The following is a 15193-nucleotide window of genomic DNA, read 5'->3' on the forward strand; positions in this document are numbered from 1 at the left end:
ATACCAGTTCGCCAGCAGCACATTACCTGCGGTTATGACTGCGCGATCAGCTTTCATTTGTGAGCAGCGCTAGTCCTCTGTAAGTTCAATAGCATCGTGGAGAAATGATCATGTTGAACACCGAAACACCGAATGTCTTACATACCGAGCTGGATACCTATGCGACGGCAGATCTGGCCGCCGCATTGATCGACGATCAGTTCATTGCGGTGCAGGCGGTGCGCGCTGCTGCACCACAGATCGCCGCAGCAATTGATGCGGCACTGCCACGCATAGAAGCGGGCGGGCGTCTGGTGTATGTCGGTGCAGGCACATCGGGGCGCCTCGGTGTGCTCGATGGCGTGGAATTATTACCGACCTTTTCGTGGCCGGATGAACGGGCGATTTCGCTAATTGCCGGTGGCAAACAGGCGATGTTCGTCGCCGTCGAAGGTGCTGAAGATGACACCGAACAAGGCGCGATCGATATTCGCGAGCTGCATCTGAATCAGCATGATGTGGTGTTGCTGATCGCGGCATCGGGTGCCACGCCGTATGTGCTGGGCGCGTTGCAGGCAGCGCGTGCCAGTGGCGCATTAACCGTGGGCTTCGCCAATAATCCTGATGCGCCGGTAACCCGATGTGCAGACATAGGCATCACACTCAACACCGGCAGTGAAATCATTTCCGGCAGCACGCGGCTGAAGGCCGGCACCTCACAAAAAATTGCGCTGAATACTTTTTCCAGCGGGCTGATGGTGAAACTGCATAAGGTTTACGGCAATCTGATGGTGGATGTGAAACCGACCAATATCAAACTACTGCGGCGTACCGTCAGCCTGACCATGCATGCAACCGGCGAGGATGAACAGACCTGTCGCAAAGTGCTGGAAGAATGTGACTTCCACGTCAAGACTGCGATCGTGGCGATACGCAACAAGCTCAGTGTGGCTGACGCTGAAAAACTGTTGTCGCTCTGTCAGGGTGACGTTCGAAAAGCGCTCGAAGCTGCCGAATAAACTCCTTCTGCGGTTACAATCGCAGGGTACAAACGGGTAACGGTAACAGGTCAACACTCATGCGATTGCGTCACATAGAAGTTTTTCATGCGATTATGCAGGCCGGCACGATCAGCGGTGCCGCACAATTACTCAGTATTTCCCAGCCCGCAGCAACCAAGGTCTTGCAACATTGTGAATTGCAGCTCGGCCTGAAATTGTTCGAGCGTATCAAAGGAAAATTGCATCCGACACCGGAAGCGCACAAGCTGTTTGCCGAAGTCGATAAACTGAATCGCGATCTGCAATCGGTACGCCGTCTCGCCAATAATCTGAAAAATCATCCGGATGAGGCCGTCCGGCTGGCATCGACACCGACCTTATCGATCACGGTCGTGCCAGCTGCACTGGCCGCCTGGCGCAAAAAATTCCCGCAAGTGCACTGTACTTTATCAACGCACCATACCAGCGATATGGTGAATGCGCTGCTGCTTGGCGACGTTGATTTTGCTTTGTCTTTGTATGACCCATGCCATCCGAATCTGGCATCGGAACCGCTGGTACGCGGCAGTATGACGGCAATTGCACCGATAGGCAGCTGGGCAAAAAAACTCGACAACACGCCTTTGCACGTCGCTGATTTACCCAAAAATCTGATCGCGCTGGATCTGGATGATCATCTGGTCAGTCGTGTGATGGACGCCTGCGAAGAACTCGGCATCAGCTTTACTTCTTACACCGAAGTGCAGACCTATGTGCTGGCGCGCACGCTGGTGGAGTTTGGTGCCGGTGCCGCAGTGATCGATCCGTTCACCGCCGCGACCGCTAATCACGATAAAGTGCAATGCCGCCCACTGCTACCGAATGTGCCGGTGGATCTATATTTACTCACCAAAAAATCGACACCATTGTCGCGCTCTGCCCGGGCGTTTGTTGATTGCGTACAAGCGGCGGCCGCCGAATTTATCGCCAGAACCAGCAAGGAATAATTCAGCGAAGCTGTTTTGCCAGCGCGGTCATGATTTGTTCCTGCCACAAACTGAGGCTGGAATACTCACCGGTGTTTTTATCCGGATCGGCACCTGTCCCACCAATCAGATAAATCATACCGTTACGGGTTTGCGGGTCGAACACAAAACCTGACTCCAGACCGTAAGCAAATCCCAGATGACCAACGCCGGTGAATCCATGTCCGCCGGACGTGACAGGTGGCGTCAGACGATCGCCATGATGCGCTGCGCTGGTATCGGTGAATACCTGAAACCCCAGCGCCCAGGACTGAAACATGCCCTGATAATCGTCGCCATTCTGCAATGCTATATCGTAGCGCCACTGCGGTGTTAATAACGCCCGCACACTGGCTGGCTGTAATACACGTACACCATCGAGCTCGCCCTCGCGCATCAGCATCTGCATCAGACGGCTCAGGCCACACGCGCTGATACGCAAGCCGCCCTGCGGGCTGAATAAAGTGGCATTCCAGCCTGGACGATACGTCGCCAGATATGTGCGCTTCGGCACGCCTTGCTGATGATAATCATCGACCTGAGGCTGCCATGCAAGTGCTGTATCCCAGACATCATTTTTCTGTTTGCGGTACAAGGTGGCGAGATTACTCAGCTCTGCCGGATTCAGATTTTCCGGATGAAAACTACCGCTGATATGCAACGGTTGCAAAATCAATTCCTGCATCAGTACATCGAAACGTTGTCCTGAGACCGCTTCCATGACCGAGCCGATCACACCCCAGTTCAGATTCACATAACTGAAGTAGCTTCCCGGTGCATAATTTTTGTTGCTCGCATCCGGTCTGGCCCAGATCACGGTCGGTGTTGCAGATTTATCTGCTGCCTGCAAAACGCTTTGCAGCGAAACATTTGCCGGGAAATTATAGCCACCATCATCGCGCAAGGACGAAGTATGACTCAGCAACATGCGCAGCGTAATCGCGACATCGGGATAGTAAGGATTTCTGAGGGTGTAACCAAGATAGCGGCTGACATCGGTATCGAGCGTGAGCTTGCCTTGCTCAACCAGACGCATCAGCCCCAATGCCGTCACCATCTTGGATACCGATGCGACACGGAATAAAGTGTCGGCATTCACCGGCAAGCTGGCGGTGGCCTCAGCGGCAATATATCGTTTGCCGAACTGCTGTTCATAAACGACACTGCCGTCACGGATAGCAATCACGGATAAACTTGCCAGTGGCCGTTGCGGCTGACTGACAATCGCTTGTAGTTGCTGATCGGTCGTCGTTTTCATGGATGACACTGAGGACGCTGGCTGCATCGTTTTTGCCTTGTTCACCGGTGCGGACGGGGTCGCTGCCGGCACTTCAGCAATGAAAAACAGCGTCAGCGCAAGACTGAGAGTGACGCAGGAAACGCGCTGCGCAAACATGCTCAGTCTATCCGCAGATAAGTCTGACGGACGACCGCCGGATCACCGAAATTGAAATGCCACCATTCGCTGTTGATCCCTCTGAAACCCGCATGAAACATGGCTTGCCGCAGTATCTCGCGATTGCTGCGCTGCTGCGCGGTAATTTGTCCGGCCGCGAGCATTTTTTCTTCCAGCGCCGGATGCGATTTTTCTGCCATTTCATCGAAGCCGCTGCCCATATCGATTTCTTTGCCTTGCGGATCAAGGATAGTCACATCCACCGCCATGCCAAACGAATGAATAGAACCGCGCGCAGGGTCAGCCACATACATTTGTAAAGGTGTGCCATCGAGATGCGCCCACAACATTTCCTGTACACGGTGCGGGCGCAAAGCGTCCAGCACAATAATCCGGTAACCCGGATGCTGCTCCGCAAGATAGTGTGCCGCCTGCTCCAGCGCTGCTGCGGCTTCCCTGTGCAGCCACGCGCAATCGAGATCGCCATACAAGTCGCGTCCGACAAAATTATCGGCACCGACATAGCGCAGATCAACTGCAATGCCCTCTATCGCAGAAAGACGACGGAAGTCAGGGTGATCAGCAATCAATTCACAACGCATGTACGACTTCTCCAGATAATCAGACAACAACCAGAACTCTTTTCAGTTTGTCAGAATAGAGTTTGCTCTCGCTGTCTTCCAATGAAACTTTACTTGTCACGTATAACCGTAACTCATTATTTGATATGCGCCCTTAACTGTGGCGCATGCGCCTGTATTTATCGCTTCGCGTTTTGTTTCGCATCCGGCGCGATATCAAGATAACGCCAGTTCGTAAAATCGACCGGATGGCGCTGATAATGCAGTACCCACGGCTGCCGTATGTCAGCGGATAAAGGATGCACCCGTGGTATCCACGGGTTATAGGCATGCATCAGCAAGGCCATTTGACGGTATAACGCGCGCCGTTCGGGTGAATCGGTCATCGTCAGGGATTTTTCATACAACTGATTAAATGCAGGCAAATTAAAGCGCGAATAATTTGCCCGCCCGATATTGGCGCCGTACAGCAATTGATAAAAATTTTCGCCGTCAGGAAAATCCGCAACCCAGTTTGCCTCGGTCATCTGCACCTGCCCCAGACGGGAAGCGCGCAAGATTTCTGAATGTTTATCGGTTTTAAAACTGATGCGTATGCCGATCGCATCCATGGTCTTGCGCCAGACTTCATCGCGCAGACGCCCGGTGGTATTGGCCTGACTATGCATCAGCAGATGCAAAGGCTGCCCGTCCGGTAAACGGCGATAGCCGTCCGCACCGCGCTGATAGGAAAAACGATCAAGCAAAGCATTCGCCAGCGCAGTATCGTAAGGCACCGGGCTCTTGAAGCTGGCATCGTAGCCAAGCACGTTCGGCGGCAACGGTGACTGCGCGGGAATCGCCAGACCTTTTTCCATCAGGCTGATATCTTCGCGGCTGTTATAACTCATCGCAATTGCGCGCCTTAACGCAATTTTTTCCTGGCTGTATCCTCCGATAACAGGATCATCCATATTCATCCAGACATAGTAGGTCTGCAACGGAGAGAATAAAGACAGCTGCACACCTTGCCGTTGCAGATCAGGCTTCAGTTTACCGTCTTTCATGATCATATCTGACAAAGGCGGCGGCACTTGTTCCAGCGTATCAAATTCCCTATTCATAAAGCCCAGCACGCGCGCCTGCTGCTCTTCGACGATCGCAATCGTGACGCGCGACACCAGGGGAATAGTCCGTCCTTTCAAGTCTGCCGCGATCTGCTGTGATACATCGTCTTTCCCAGCTTCACCATCAAATATCACCTTGCGATAGTCAGGATTGGCATTCAGTACCAGACGAAAACTACGCTGCCATTCACCCAGCATAAACGGCCCGGTACCAACAGGATGATTGCCCGCCTGATTGCCGTAGCTCTCGATCACTTCTCTGGCAACGGCAGATGTGGCCGTGGTCGCCAGAATAAACAAAAAATTGTTATCGGGCGCATTCAGTCGTATGCGTAAGGTATAACGATCCAATGCCTGCAGGCCGGGAATGGCGGCATTGCTATCGAATTTCCAGCTGGGTGCGGCTTGCAGATTGCGCAGTTTTTCGTCGCCCAGCAACTTACCTTCAAACATGAATAACCACGGCGATTTCAGCGCAGGATCGTACAAGCGGCGTATGCTGTACACATAATCATCAGCGGTTAATTCGCGTACTTTGCCTTTGAACGCCGGGTCGGGTGTGAAATGGATGCCGGGTTGCAAATGCAGTGTATAAGTCTTGCCGCCATCGCTGATTTCCGGCATCGCCTTGAGAGTATTCGGCTTCAATTTGACCGGGCGCGCCAGATAATCGTAGCGCAGCATAGGTTCAAAAATATTCTCATTAATGCTGAGCGTGGCAATATCGGAAGCAACAGCCGGATCGAGAGCGCTTTCGGGCGTCGTCAGCAAAACATTCAAGGTTTTGCCTGTGCCTGCCTGAGCAGCCTGAACATTCAACGCAAATAGCGACAGCACCAGCAAGGCACACAAACGATGCAGCCATGGCATTACTTGCTTCATGCGTTTCCCTCTTGAATCCTGTCGCTGTAACGGGTGATATAAAACCACTCCTCGCCACAATGCGCACCGGCATCCGGGAATATCATACGGCCATCCATTTCCGCCCTGACCTCGCTGCCATCATGACGGAGACCGATCAGATCACCTTTTTTTACTTCGTCAAAACTGCGCCACTCGCGAATGAAATGATCGTCGTCGTGCAGCTTGTCGATCACATCATAGATACGTAGGGTTTCAATTTCTTTGACAGCAGCAGGTGCTGTTCCGGCAATGATACCGAGATGCGTCAGCGTATTGATAATCGCGCGGTACGCGACTTCCGGTGCCTGTGGGTCGAGATGCTGGCCACACTCCAGCGTGACTGCATACCCGCCGACGGAACGCATATATTCGGTAGTGCCGACACCGAACTGGGTATTCGCATTCGCCAGCATTCTGGCATCCGCATCCGGCCCCAGCCTTTGCTGACGGCGGGCGACACCGCGCGCATAAGTGCTGAGCCAGCCATCCACCATGCGATGCACTCCCAGACGCCGCGCCATCGCCAGCTCGGCTTCTGCATGCCGGAAAGGTTCGATATCGCCATTATTATTTTCCGGCCCAACCAGAACGAAAGCCTCGCCTTCGCCGCGGAAAGAATGCAGGTCGAGTAAGACATCGTGCTCCGCCAGTAAAGGGCACAACCAGTTGGCAACATGATCCTCAAACTCCACTGGCGTTGCCGTTGGCAACAAGCGGCGGTTCAGATTACGGTCGCCCTGTCTTTCGCCGCGCTGATAAGCCAGCGGATTTGTGACCGGTACGAAAGTCACACAACCGGACACGATCTGAATGATGCCAGCGTCGATTTCAGCAATCACGCGCCGTATCGCCAGCGTGCCGCAAATCTCGTTACCGTGTACCGCACCGGTAATGATGATGCGTGGTCCGGCAAGCGTGGACTGATAGCGCTGACTGTTAAAAAACAAATGTTGCGAACTCATACTTTTACTCATTTCAGACTAAAACGACGCTGTATTTTTATTTATTACTTCTTGCTTATAGGACTGACGCAAAATTGCCCTGGCAAGGAACCATAACGCCGCTGGAGCGGTTTTGCGTCATTCCCTTACTTATTACTTCTTGCCAAATTCGGGATCAACCTTAATCAGGGCAGTCACAATAAAGGTCGGGATCGCGGCAAGACAAATCCATACAAAGAAATTCGCGTATCCCAGCGTTGCCTGCAACCAGCCGCTGAACATACCGGGCAGCATCATGCTCATCGCCATGAACCCGGTACAGATCGCATAATGCGCCGTCTTGTGCTCACCATCGGCGATCATGATCATGTACAAAACATAAGCGGTGAAACCGAAACCATATCCCATCTGCTCTATCGCCACTGCGGCACCGACCAGATAAATATTTTGTGGCTGTACGAATGCCAGATAGACATACACGATATGCGGCACGTTGATTGCCAGCGCCATCGGCCACAGACAACGCTTCAGACCATAAATTGAAATCAGCGCACCACCGGCGAGGCCGCCCAGCGTCAGCGCGATCATGCCGCCGGTACCGTAAACAATACCAACCGCCTGCGTCGATAAACCCAGCCCGCCCTTATCCAGACTATCGAGCAAAAACGGCGGTGCCATTTTGACTAACTGTGCCTCGCCGAAGCGATACAGCAACAGGAAAGCGATCGTCAGCAGAATATTTTTTTTCTTAATGAATTTGCCGAAAATCGTAAAAAACGTCGCGACCACCTGATTCGGATCACCCTGCGCGTGATCGCTGTCGGGTCTGGGCAAAGCCCATTTGTGATACAGCGACAGACTAACAAACATTGCCGCCAGCACACCGAACACGACCATCCAGCCAAAGGCGACATTGCCGGTCAGATCTCTCAGCGTTCCGGCAAGATAAACCAGCGCGCCCTGTCCCGTCAGCATGGAAAAACGGAAAAACATACTGCGCACACCGACGAATGCCGCTTGCTGATGCTGTTCCAGCGCCAGCATATAAAAGCCATCACTGCTGATGTCATGCGTGGCGGCACCGAATGCCAGCAACCAGAACACCAACAGGGTCATCTGAAAAAAACTGCTCATCGGTATCGTGAATGCGACCAGGCCAAATAACACTCCGATCACCAGTTCCAGCGTAATCACCCAGAAACGTTTGGTCTTGAACATGTCCACAAACGGCGACCATAAGGGCTTGATCACAAAGGGCAGATATAACCAGCTGGTGTATAGCGCGATATCCGCATTGGAAATACCCATGTTCTTGTACATAATGACGGACAAGGTCATCACAACCACATAGGGAATGCCCTGACTGAAATACAATGACGGTATCCAGCGCCAGGCACCGGTGGCAGGTGTTTGTTCAGTATCAGGAGAGTTTGTGACGTCTTTGGTCATCGTGTGAATTTTTCTTAGTGAACTACTGCAAGTACATCTTCCCAGCAAAAGTACTGGAAAACGATTGAATTTTTACGCTTTGCTCATAGAGTAAAGTTATACACTGGCTTTATCTTTTCATTTTCTGCCTGTCGTAAAAGCGACCTATGATAAACGAAGCAAATACCGATGAGTATGCTGCGTTAAAATTTGATGCGCCATCGTGAGTAATACGTTTTACCCGACAACATGACAGAACAGATCAGCACAATATGAACTCAGCGGCAGCTTTTGTTTCCCCCGACATCAACGACAGCGCATCAGCGCTGGCTCTGGGTATCGACACGGGTGGCACACAAACACGCTGGGCACTGGCAAAAGCCAATCAGGACATTATCGCCAGCGGCACTGCTGCAGGATTGACAGCTCTGCAACTGAAGTCACAACAGGGCAGACGGGAGTTCGCGCAGGTATTTTCAGATCTGGCGGCAGCGGTTCGCAGTCACGGTCACTTACAGACAGTCAGAGTCGGCATTACCGGTTTCAGCGACGATATGCGTGTCGTCATTCTGGAGATGCTGACCGGCATTCTGCAAATGCCTGAATCACGGATTCGCCTCGGTACCGACATCGAAATTGCGTATCTGGATAGCTTTAAACCAGGAACCGGCTATCTGGTGTATGCCGGTACCGGTTCTATCGCCGCTTATATCGATGGAAGCGGGCAGTTTCACCGTGCAGGAGGCCGGGGTTATTTATTGGACGATGGCGGCAGCGGCTTCTGGATCGCGCGTGAAGCAGTACGCCATATCTGGCGCACCGAGGATGAGTGTCCGGGAGCATCGCGCGATTCCCTGCTCGCGCAAGAAATATTCAAAGCAATCGGTGGCGATGATTGGGACAGTTCCAAAGATTTCATGTATCACCGCAGCCGTGGCGACATCGGTAAACTTGCACTGGCAGTGGCTGCCAGCGCGAATGCCGACCCAGTGGCAGCCGATATACTGAAAAGAGCAGGTCAGGAACTGGCACGTCTGGGAATGGCGATGTGCCAGCGCTTCGGCAACAAGCCTGTGGTTCTCAGCGGACGGGTACTTGAACTTCATCCATTCATCGCAGCTTCTTGTCGCACCCATTTACCTTCAGAGATCAACTTACGTACCAGTATTTGCCAGGCACATTTTTCGGCAGCCCGGCTCGCTGCCAGACAACTTCAATCAATCACATGAAAAAATTACTTTTACTCGGATTTCTCGCCGCCTTCCTCACCGGCTGCGCCACGTCAAGGATCGATTCCAGTATCTCGGCGAAAAGCCAGGAGGATCGTGTGCAGTTTCTGATTCTGCACTACACCGCGATTGATGAACCGACCTCGCTCAAGGTGCTGAGCCAGCAGGGCGTCAGCAGCCACTATCTGGTCGGCGATCAAATGCCGGTCAAGGTATGGCAACTCGTTGATGAAAGCAAAATGTCATATCACGCCGGGCTCAGCGACTGGAAAGGTTATAGCCGTCTGAACGCCAGTTCGATTGGCATCGAAATTGTGAATCTGGGCTTCCGCGACACACCTGAAGGCCGTACCTATTTTCCTTTCCCACAAGCGCAGATCGACCGCGTCATTGCGCTGGTAAAGGATATCGTAGCCCGCCATCAGATACGCCCTGAATACATACTCGGTCATTCCGATATTGCTCCGCAACGTAAATCCGACCCGGGCCCGCTGTTCCCGTGGAAACAACTGGCCGACGCAGGCCTGATCCCGTGGCCCGATGCAACCCAGGTTGCGCAGCGCGTCAGCATTTACGAACAGCAGTTGCCGGACGTCAGCTGGTATCAGAAAAAACTGGCGCAGCACGGCTACAACACACCGCAGACGGGTGTGCTGGATGAAGCAACCAAAAATGTGCTGATCGCGTTCCAAACCAAATATCGCCCTGAAAAATTTGACGGCGTGCCGGACGCGCAGACGGCAGCCATGCTGGATGTCCTGACCTCGAACACGAAGACACGATAAATGCTGGACGCACTGGGGATCAGCGCTGAGATTTTGCGGCAACGAGGCTTTATTGCTGTCTCCGAAGCTGAAACCCTGGTGCTTGCCGAAGTGGGCGCCGATGGCCGCGAATATCTGCTGACCCCTGCTGCCAATCAGGCCTGGCAAGCAATGAAGATTGCTGCTGCCGATGACGGCATTGCACTGCTGATGATTTCAGCCTTTCGCAGCATCCAACGCCAGGCTGACATCATACAAACCAAACTGGACTCAGGACAAACCATACAAGACATCCTGCAAGTTTGTGCGCCGCCCGGATACAGCGAACACCACTCCGGTCGCGCAATTGATATTGCGACACCGGAAGATCCCGAACTGGAAATCTCATTCGATACCACAGCAGCATTCCGCTGGCTACAGCAACATGCTCTCGCATTTGGTTTTGACATGTCTTACCCGCCACAAAACAGCAGCGGCTATCAGTATGAGCCGTGGCACTGGTGCTACCGACGCTGAACACATCAGCATTGAGGCTGCTCTGATCCTCTGAGTTTCCATCTGAAAATACAGATATTCATCGCGGATAAAAACACTCTGTTCCCGCAAAATGACGCTTCATCGCAAACTGCTCGCCTTTACTGATCGCAGTGCCTACAGTGACATCACCTCACCTTATATTGAAAGGACATGGTATGAAACTCACAGCAAATATGGATGGCGTCGTCATCGCTGCAATCGCACTGGTTATGCTGGGTAACCTTATCCATCAGCTGCTGGCCTGAGGCGATGATGCTGACATTACTCATCTGGATTTTTTTATTGGTATTTTGCTGGCCGCTGGCCATCATGGCACTGTTGCTCTATCCCGTATTCTGGTTGCTGTTACTGCCGTTCAGAATAGTCGGGATTGCAGTTGATGGTGTGCTGGAATTACTGCGCGCGCTTGTCATGCTGCCAGCGCGCTTGCTGGGCGGGCGCTGATCCGCCCGCAATATTTAATGAACGCTGCTGAACAAGTCGTGCAACTCTTCAAAACGATCTTCAACTTCATCGTTCGCGAGGCCAAGGAAATCACGTGCCAGCTGTCCGCCTTTATCCCACTCCGTCCAGTGTTCCTGGCCGTGATAACGGTGTATGCCATATTCTGCAACGAGCGCCAGTGCCACTAAGGCACGCACGCGTTCATCCGTCGCGGAATCGGCAAGAACGGCATAATCATGATGCAGCAAAATACCGTTAGAGACTTCTTCGGGCAATCCCCATGTACGCGCCATTAAAGCACCGATGGAGGTATGGCTGGTGCTGTGTCGCTGCTGCTCTATCGTTGTAAATTTTTCTTCCGCTTCCTGATTCGCTAATACCAGCGTCTCCTGATAATCCGGAAAACGTTCCAGCAGTAAGGGAATACCGATGTCGCAAAATAAGCCGAAAGTATGAGCGATATCCGCAGAACAAATCCGCATACGGCTCGCCAGATGCGCCATTGCCTGAGCACGTTTAGATGAAAAATCCCAGAATTTGGCGAGTGGAATTATTTCCGTCTGGACAGCCTGACGCGCAATAATACCGGTCATCAGCAAACCACATTGCTGTATGCCTAATAATTTGACGGCATGCGCAACCGACGTCGCCTTTAAGCGCAGACCAAAAAATGATGAATTAGTCACTTTGAGTAAAGAGGCAGACAGCGATACATCATTCGAAATAATGGCTGCCAACCTTACGGGATCTGGTTCTTTACGGGATAACTCGGTCTGCAGATCCAATAGCATGCTCGGCCGTGGCGGAATGCGTATGGTCTTGATCAAGGCGTCAACGGATTGATCGCTGGCAACGTGCGCAGTGCTGGGTGGATTCATATCAGGACGACAATTAATAATCTTGTGCAGCGCACATTTTAACGCATATTCCCGCTGAGAAAGAACCGCATGACCTGCGTTTCTGTACTTATCTGAGCGGTGATTCTATTTATTTTTTAACAGGAATCGGTGTGTTTCTGTCGACCGGAACTGCGGTGACACTATTCTGCGGTGAACCATCAATCAGCTTGTCAGAATAGGTCAGATAAACGAGCGCATTTCTCTTCTGATCGACCATACGGACAATACGTAATTTTTTGAACAGTATCGATAAGCTCTGATTAAACACTTCTTCCTGCTGCTTCAGGGCTGCCGGAAAGCTGACAGGGCCAACCTGACGGCAGGCGATCGACGCTTCTGCTTTATCTTCCGCTAAACCCAGTCCCCCCGAAATGCCGCCAGTCTTGGCGCGCGAGACATAACAAGTCACCCCGTTCACTTTCGGATCATCATAGGCTTCCACCACCACTTTATGGTCCGGGCCTATCAGTTTGAAAGCCGTATCAACGCTGCCGATATGCTCAGCGTACGCAGCGATTGGAAATAAAATCAGTGCTGCACATGCCAGCAACAAATGTTTCATGTGGTTCGCCTTTCAGTGATGGTTCATTCATCGCCGGCATCTGGTGCCGGGCACTATTTATTCAGACCAGAGTGCCGCTTGCTGTATGCAAAATAAATACTGATCGCAATAAACATCCAGATAAAAAATACTTTAAATGTTGTTCCTGACAAATCTTTCAGAATATACAGGCAGGCAAAAATACTAAGCGCCGGAATCAGATACGGACCAAAAGGTACGCGAAAACCCTGAGTACCATGACCGATACCTTTTTTCCGGATGACGGGTATCGATGCGGACACGACAATAAATGCCACCAGCGTTCCCATACTGACCATGTCCCACAAGAATGTCGCATCGACGAGACCGGCAACGATGCCGACCAGCAGGCAGACTAAAATCGTGTTGATGACCGGAGCGCGCGTACGCTGATGCACTTTCTGAAATGACGCAGGAATCAGGCCGTCTTTACTGATGGCGTACAAAATACGACTCTGGCCGTAAATCGTGACCAGCGTGACACTGAAGACCGAGATCACGGCACCGGCAGACAACACCAGCGCCGGCCACGCCTTACCGGTCACATTCTGCAGAATCACTGCCAGCCCTGCTTCCTGCCCTTCAAACATATGCGCGGGTTGTGCACCGACAGCGGCAATCGCCACCAGCATGTAAAACAAGGTCACCACAATCAGCGCCGCCATAATTCCCAACGGCACGTTCCGCTTGGGATTTTTGACCTCTGCACCGGCGGTCGCCACCGTATCCAGACCGATAAACGAGAAAAAAACGGTGCCGGCTGCGGCGGTCACACCCGCCATACCCGCCAAACCCTTGCTGTTGTCAGTGTTGAAAAACGGGGTGAAATGCTCTGCGTGAAAACCTGAAAAAGCGATGACGGAAAAAAACACCAGTATCGCCAGTTTAATCATAACCATGATCGCATTCACCGTCGCCGACTCTTTTGCACCTCGCATCAGCAGAACGCAACAAATCGCCACCAGGATAACCGGCGGCAGGTTAAATTGTCCCGGATGAATTTCAACACCATTTGCACCGGCAACGATCATCGGCGTGCGCAACATCTCGGGAATCTGCCAGCCCACCGCGTTGTGCAGAAAATTATTCAGGTAGGCCGACCAGCCTATCGCTGTCGCGCTTGCTGCCAGACCATACTCCAGCAACAGACAGGCGGCGACAATAAATGCAGCAAACTCGCCGACGGTCGCATAAGCAAATGAATACGAAGAACCGGAAGCCGGAATCCGCGCCGACAACTCAGAATAACAAAGCGCTGTCAGCCCGGCAGTTAACGCCGCAATCAGAAACGACAAAATAACCGATGGCCCGGCTTTCGGTACCGCTTCGACCATGGTGAAAAAAATGCCTGTTCCTATCGTCGCACCGACGCCGATCATCGTCAGCGAAAACAAGCCCAGCGAGCGATGCAGGCTGTGCTGATGCTGCTCCTCAATGATCACTTCATGTGCATCAATCGGTTTGGTGCGGGTTAATTGGCGGGCTAATGATGTAAAGCTCAAGATCATTCCTTGTTTTCAGAAGCGGCAGCGCATCCGATGAAATAGCAAAGACCAGACACTCAGATCTGGCGCGGCGTGCAAAAAGTGCAACTGCATCCGGAATCAGTCAGACACAGACAATTCCCTGACAGCAGAACTTGCTAAGCAAAAATTGTACATACACAAACAGTTACGCTGAGCGGAGCGATTGCGTATATTTCATAACGATTACACGAAAACCGCAATAATAGCGGCAAATCCCTTCTGCATAACGCGAAGCAGCGTAATTTGCAGAGTTTGTGATACATCATGGTAAAAAAACACTGGCGATGTTAGCATTCGGAACTTATGCCTATGCTCCGGATTTCCCTGCTGACATTTCACCACCTGGTGCGCACAGTCTTACTGATGTATGTACTGACGCTGGGTGTTGCGATGGCGTCGCCGCTGATGAAGCCGGACGCGATGAATCTGATCTGTACCAGCACCGGATATAAACTGGTCGGCACCAGCACAGATGCAGACCAGGGCAGGAGCAGTGCACAGACACATCTACTCGATTGTCCTTTGTGTGTCGCAACCACACTTCCTGTGGTGCTTGCCTCAGACAGTATTTTCGAACCGCCGCATGCATTATCGTATGCCACGCAGTCGATTCCGGCTGCACGACTTGCGGCAACCGTCTCCGCCCCCCTCCCCGCTCGGGGTCCTCCGTCGATCTGAAGTACCTTTCTGACTCTGTTGTCTCTTACGCATCTGAATGACATGCGCGGGTCTGATCACGCTCAAGCCTGATTGTGCTTGGCCGCGCTCGCCAGAAAGTCATCACACGCGCTCAACTGACAGAATCTTCTTTTAGCCCCGGTGCGGCCTGTGCCTGCCCCGAACGATTACCGAACCATGCCCGGAATCCAATTATT

Annotated in this window: 15 protein-coding genes; 7 read left to right on the forward strand and 8 right to left on the reverse strand. The window is 52.3% G+C overall.

Annotation, left to right across the window (positions count from 1 at the left end):
• The first annotated feature begins 110 nt into the window (after window positions 1-110).
• Both murQ and ACOTSW_RS04295 read left to right on the forward strand, forming a co-directional pair.
• On the forward strand, window positions 111-998 hold the full coding sequence (murQ, locus tag ACOTSW_RS04290; protein WP_423681198.1) for an N-acetylmuramic acid 6-phosphate etherase: 888 nt from the start codon (window positions 111-113) through the stop codon (window positions 996-998).
• Between the two features lie 59 nt (window positions 999-1057).
• Window positions 1058-1966 carry a LysR family transcriptional regulator gene (locus tag ACOTSW_RS04295; protein ID WP_423681199.1) on the forward strand — a complete coding sequence of 303 codons (909 nt, stop codon included), beginning with the start codon at window positions 1058-1060 and terminating at the stop codon, window positions 1964-1966.
• Window position 1967: 1 nt separating this feature from the next.
• On the opposite strand, the gene ACOTSW_RS04300 is transcribed toward ACOTSW_RS04295, so the two are convergent.
• From ACOTSW_RS04300 to ACOTSW_RS04320, 5 genes are all read right to left on the reverse strand, one after another.
• Window positions 1968-3380, reverse strand: coding sequence for a serine hydrolase domain-containing protein (locus ACOTSW_RS04300; protein ID WP_423681200.1), 1413 nt, complete (start codon window positions 3378-3380; stop codon window positions 1968-1970).
• A 2-nt stretch (window positions 3381-3382) separates the two neighbouring features.
• A complete protein-coding gene (locus ACOTSW_RS04305) occupies window positions 3383-3982 on the reverse strand; it encodes a M15 family metallopeptidase (RefSeq protein WP_423681202.1) in 600 nt (199 codons plus the stop codon).
• 158 nt (window positions 3983-4140) lie between these two features.
• Complete coding sequence (locus ACOTSW_RS04310) at window positions 4141-5949, reverse strand: ABC transporter substrate-binding protein (RefSeq protein WP_423681203.1); 1809 nt, start codon at window positions 5947-5949, stop codon at window positions 4141-4143.
• Complete coding sequence (locus ACOTSW_RS04315) at window positions 5946-6932, reverse strand: succinylglutamate desuccinylase/aspartoacylase family protein (protein ID WP_423681204.1); 987 nt, start codon at window positions 6930-6932, stop codon at window positions 5946-5948. The genes ACOTSW_RS04310 and ACOTSW_RS04315 overlap by 4 nt, the downstream gene beginning before the upstream one ends.
• Window positions 6933-7064: 132 nt before the next feature.
• A complete protein-coding gene (locus tag ACOTSW_RS04320) occupies window positions 7065-8360 on the reverse strand; it encodes an AmpG family muropeptide MFS transporter (RefSeq protein ID WP_423681205.1) in 1296 nt (431 codons plus the stop codon).
• 251 nt (window positions 8361-8611) lie between these two features.
• Between ACOTSW_RS04320 and ACOTSW_RS04325 the strand changes: the two genes are divergently transcribed.
• From ACOTSW_RS04325 to ACOTSW_RS04340, 4 genes are all read left to right on the forward strand, one after another.
• Window positions 8612-9568, forward strand: coding sequence for an N-acetylglucosamine kinase (locus tag ACOTSW_RS04325; RefSeq protein WP_423681206.1), 957 nt, complete (start codon window positions 8612-8614; stop codon window positions 9566-9568).
• Window positions 9565-10353 carry an N-acetylmuramoyl-L-alanine amidase gene (locus tag ACOTSW_RS04330; RefSeq protein ID WP_423681207.1) on the forward strand — a complete coding sequence of 263 codons (789 nt, stop codon included), beginning with the start codon at window positions 9565-9567 and terminating at the stop codon, window positions 10351-10353. Before ACOTSW_RS04325 ends, ACOTSW_RS04330 begins: the two co-directional genes overlap by 4 nt.
• Entirely contained in the window at window positions 10354-10848 is a 495-nt protein-coding gene (locus ACOTSW_RS04335; protein WP_423681209.1) for a M15 family metallopeptidase, read from the forward strand. It begins immediately after the preceding gene.
• Between the two features lie 273 nt (window positions 10849-11121).
• A complete protein-coding gene (locus ACOTSW_RS04340) occupies window positions 11122-11313 on the forward strand; it encodes a hypothetical protein (protein WP_423681210.1) in 192 nt (63 codons plus the stop codon).
• 14 nt (window positions 11314-11327) lie between these two features.
• Here the strand turns inward: ACOTSW_RS04340 and ACOTSW_RS04345 are convergent, their stop codons facing one another.
• The 3 genes from ACOTSW_RS04345 to ACOTSW_RS04355 form a co-directional block, all read right to left on the reverse strand.
• Entirely contained in the window at window positions 11328-12191 is an 864-nt protein-coding gene (locus tag ACOTSW_RS04345) for an HDOD domain-containing protein (RefSeq protein WP_423681211.1), read from the reverse strand.
• 109 nt (window positions 12192-12300) lie between these two features.
• Window positions 12301-12774 (reverse strand): CreA family protein, encoded by a 474-nt coding sequence (locus tag ACOTSW_RS04350; protein ID WP_423681212.1) that lies wholly within the window; start codon window positions 12772-12774, stop codon window positions 12301-12303.
• A gap of 53 nt (window positions 12775-12827) precedes the next feature.
• Window positions 12828-14294, reverse strand: a complete 1467-nt coding sequence (locus tag ACOTSW_RS04355; protein WP_423681213.1) for an APC family permease — start codon at window positions 14292-14294, stop codon at window positions 12828-12830.
• A 327-nt stretch (window positions 14295-14621) separates the two neighbouring features.
• Between ACOTSW_RS04355 and ACOTSW_RS04360 the strand changes: the two genes are divergently transcribed.
• The gene (locus tag ACOTSW_RS04360; protein WP_423681214.1) at window positions 14622-14996 is read left to right on the forward strand and encodes a DUF2946 family protein; all 375 of its coding nucleotides are present in this window, start codon (window positions 14622-14624) and stop codon (window positions 14994-14996) included.
• Window positions 14997-15193: the final 197 nt, after the last annotated feature.

Origin of the sequence: Undibacterium sp. WLHG33, from assembly GCF_049544815.1 — a bacterium.
GTDB lineage: Bacteria > Pseudomonadota > Gammaproteobacteria > Burkholderiales > Burkholderiaceae_D > Undibacterium.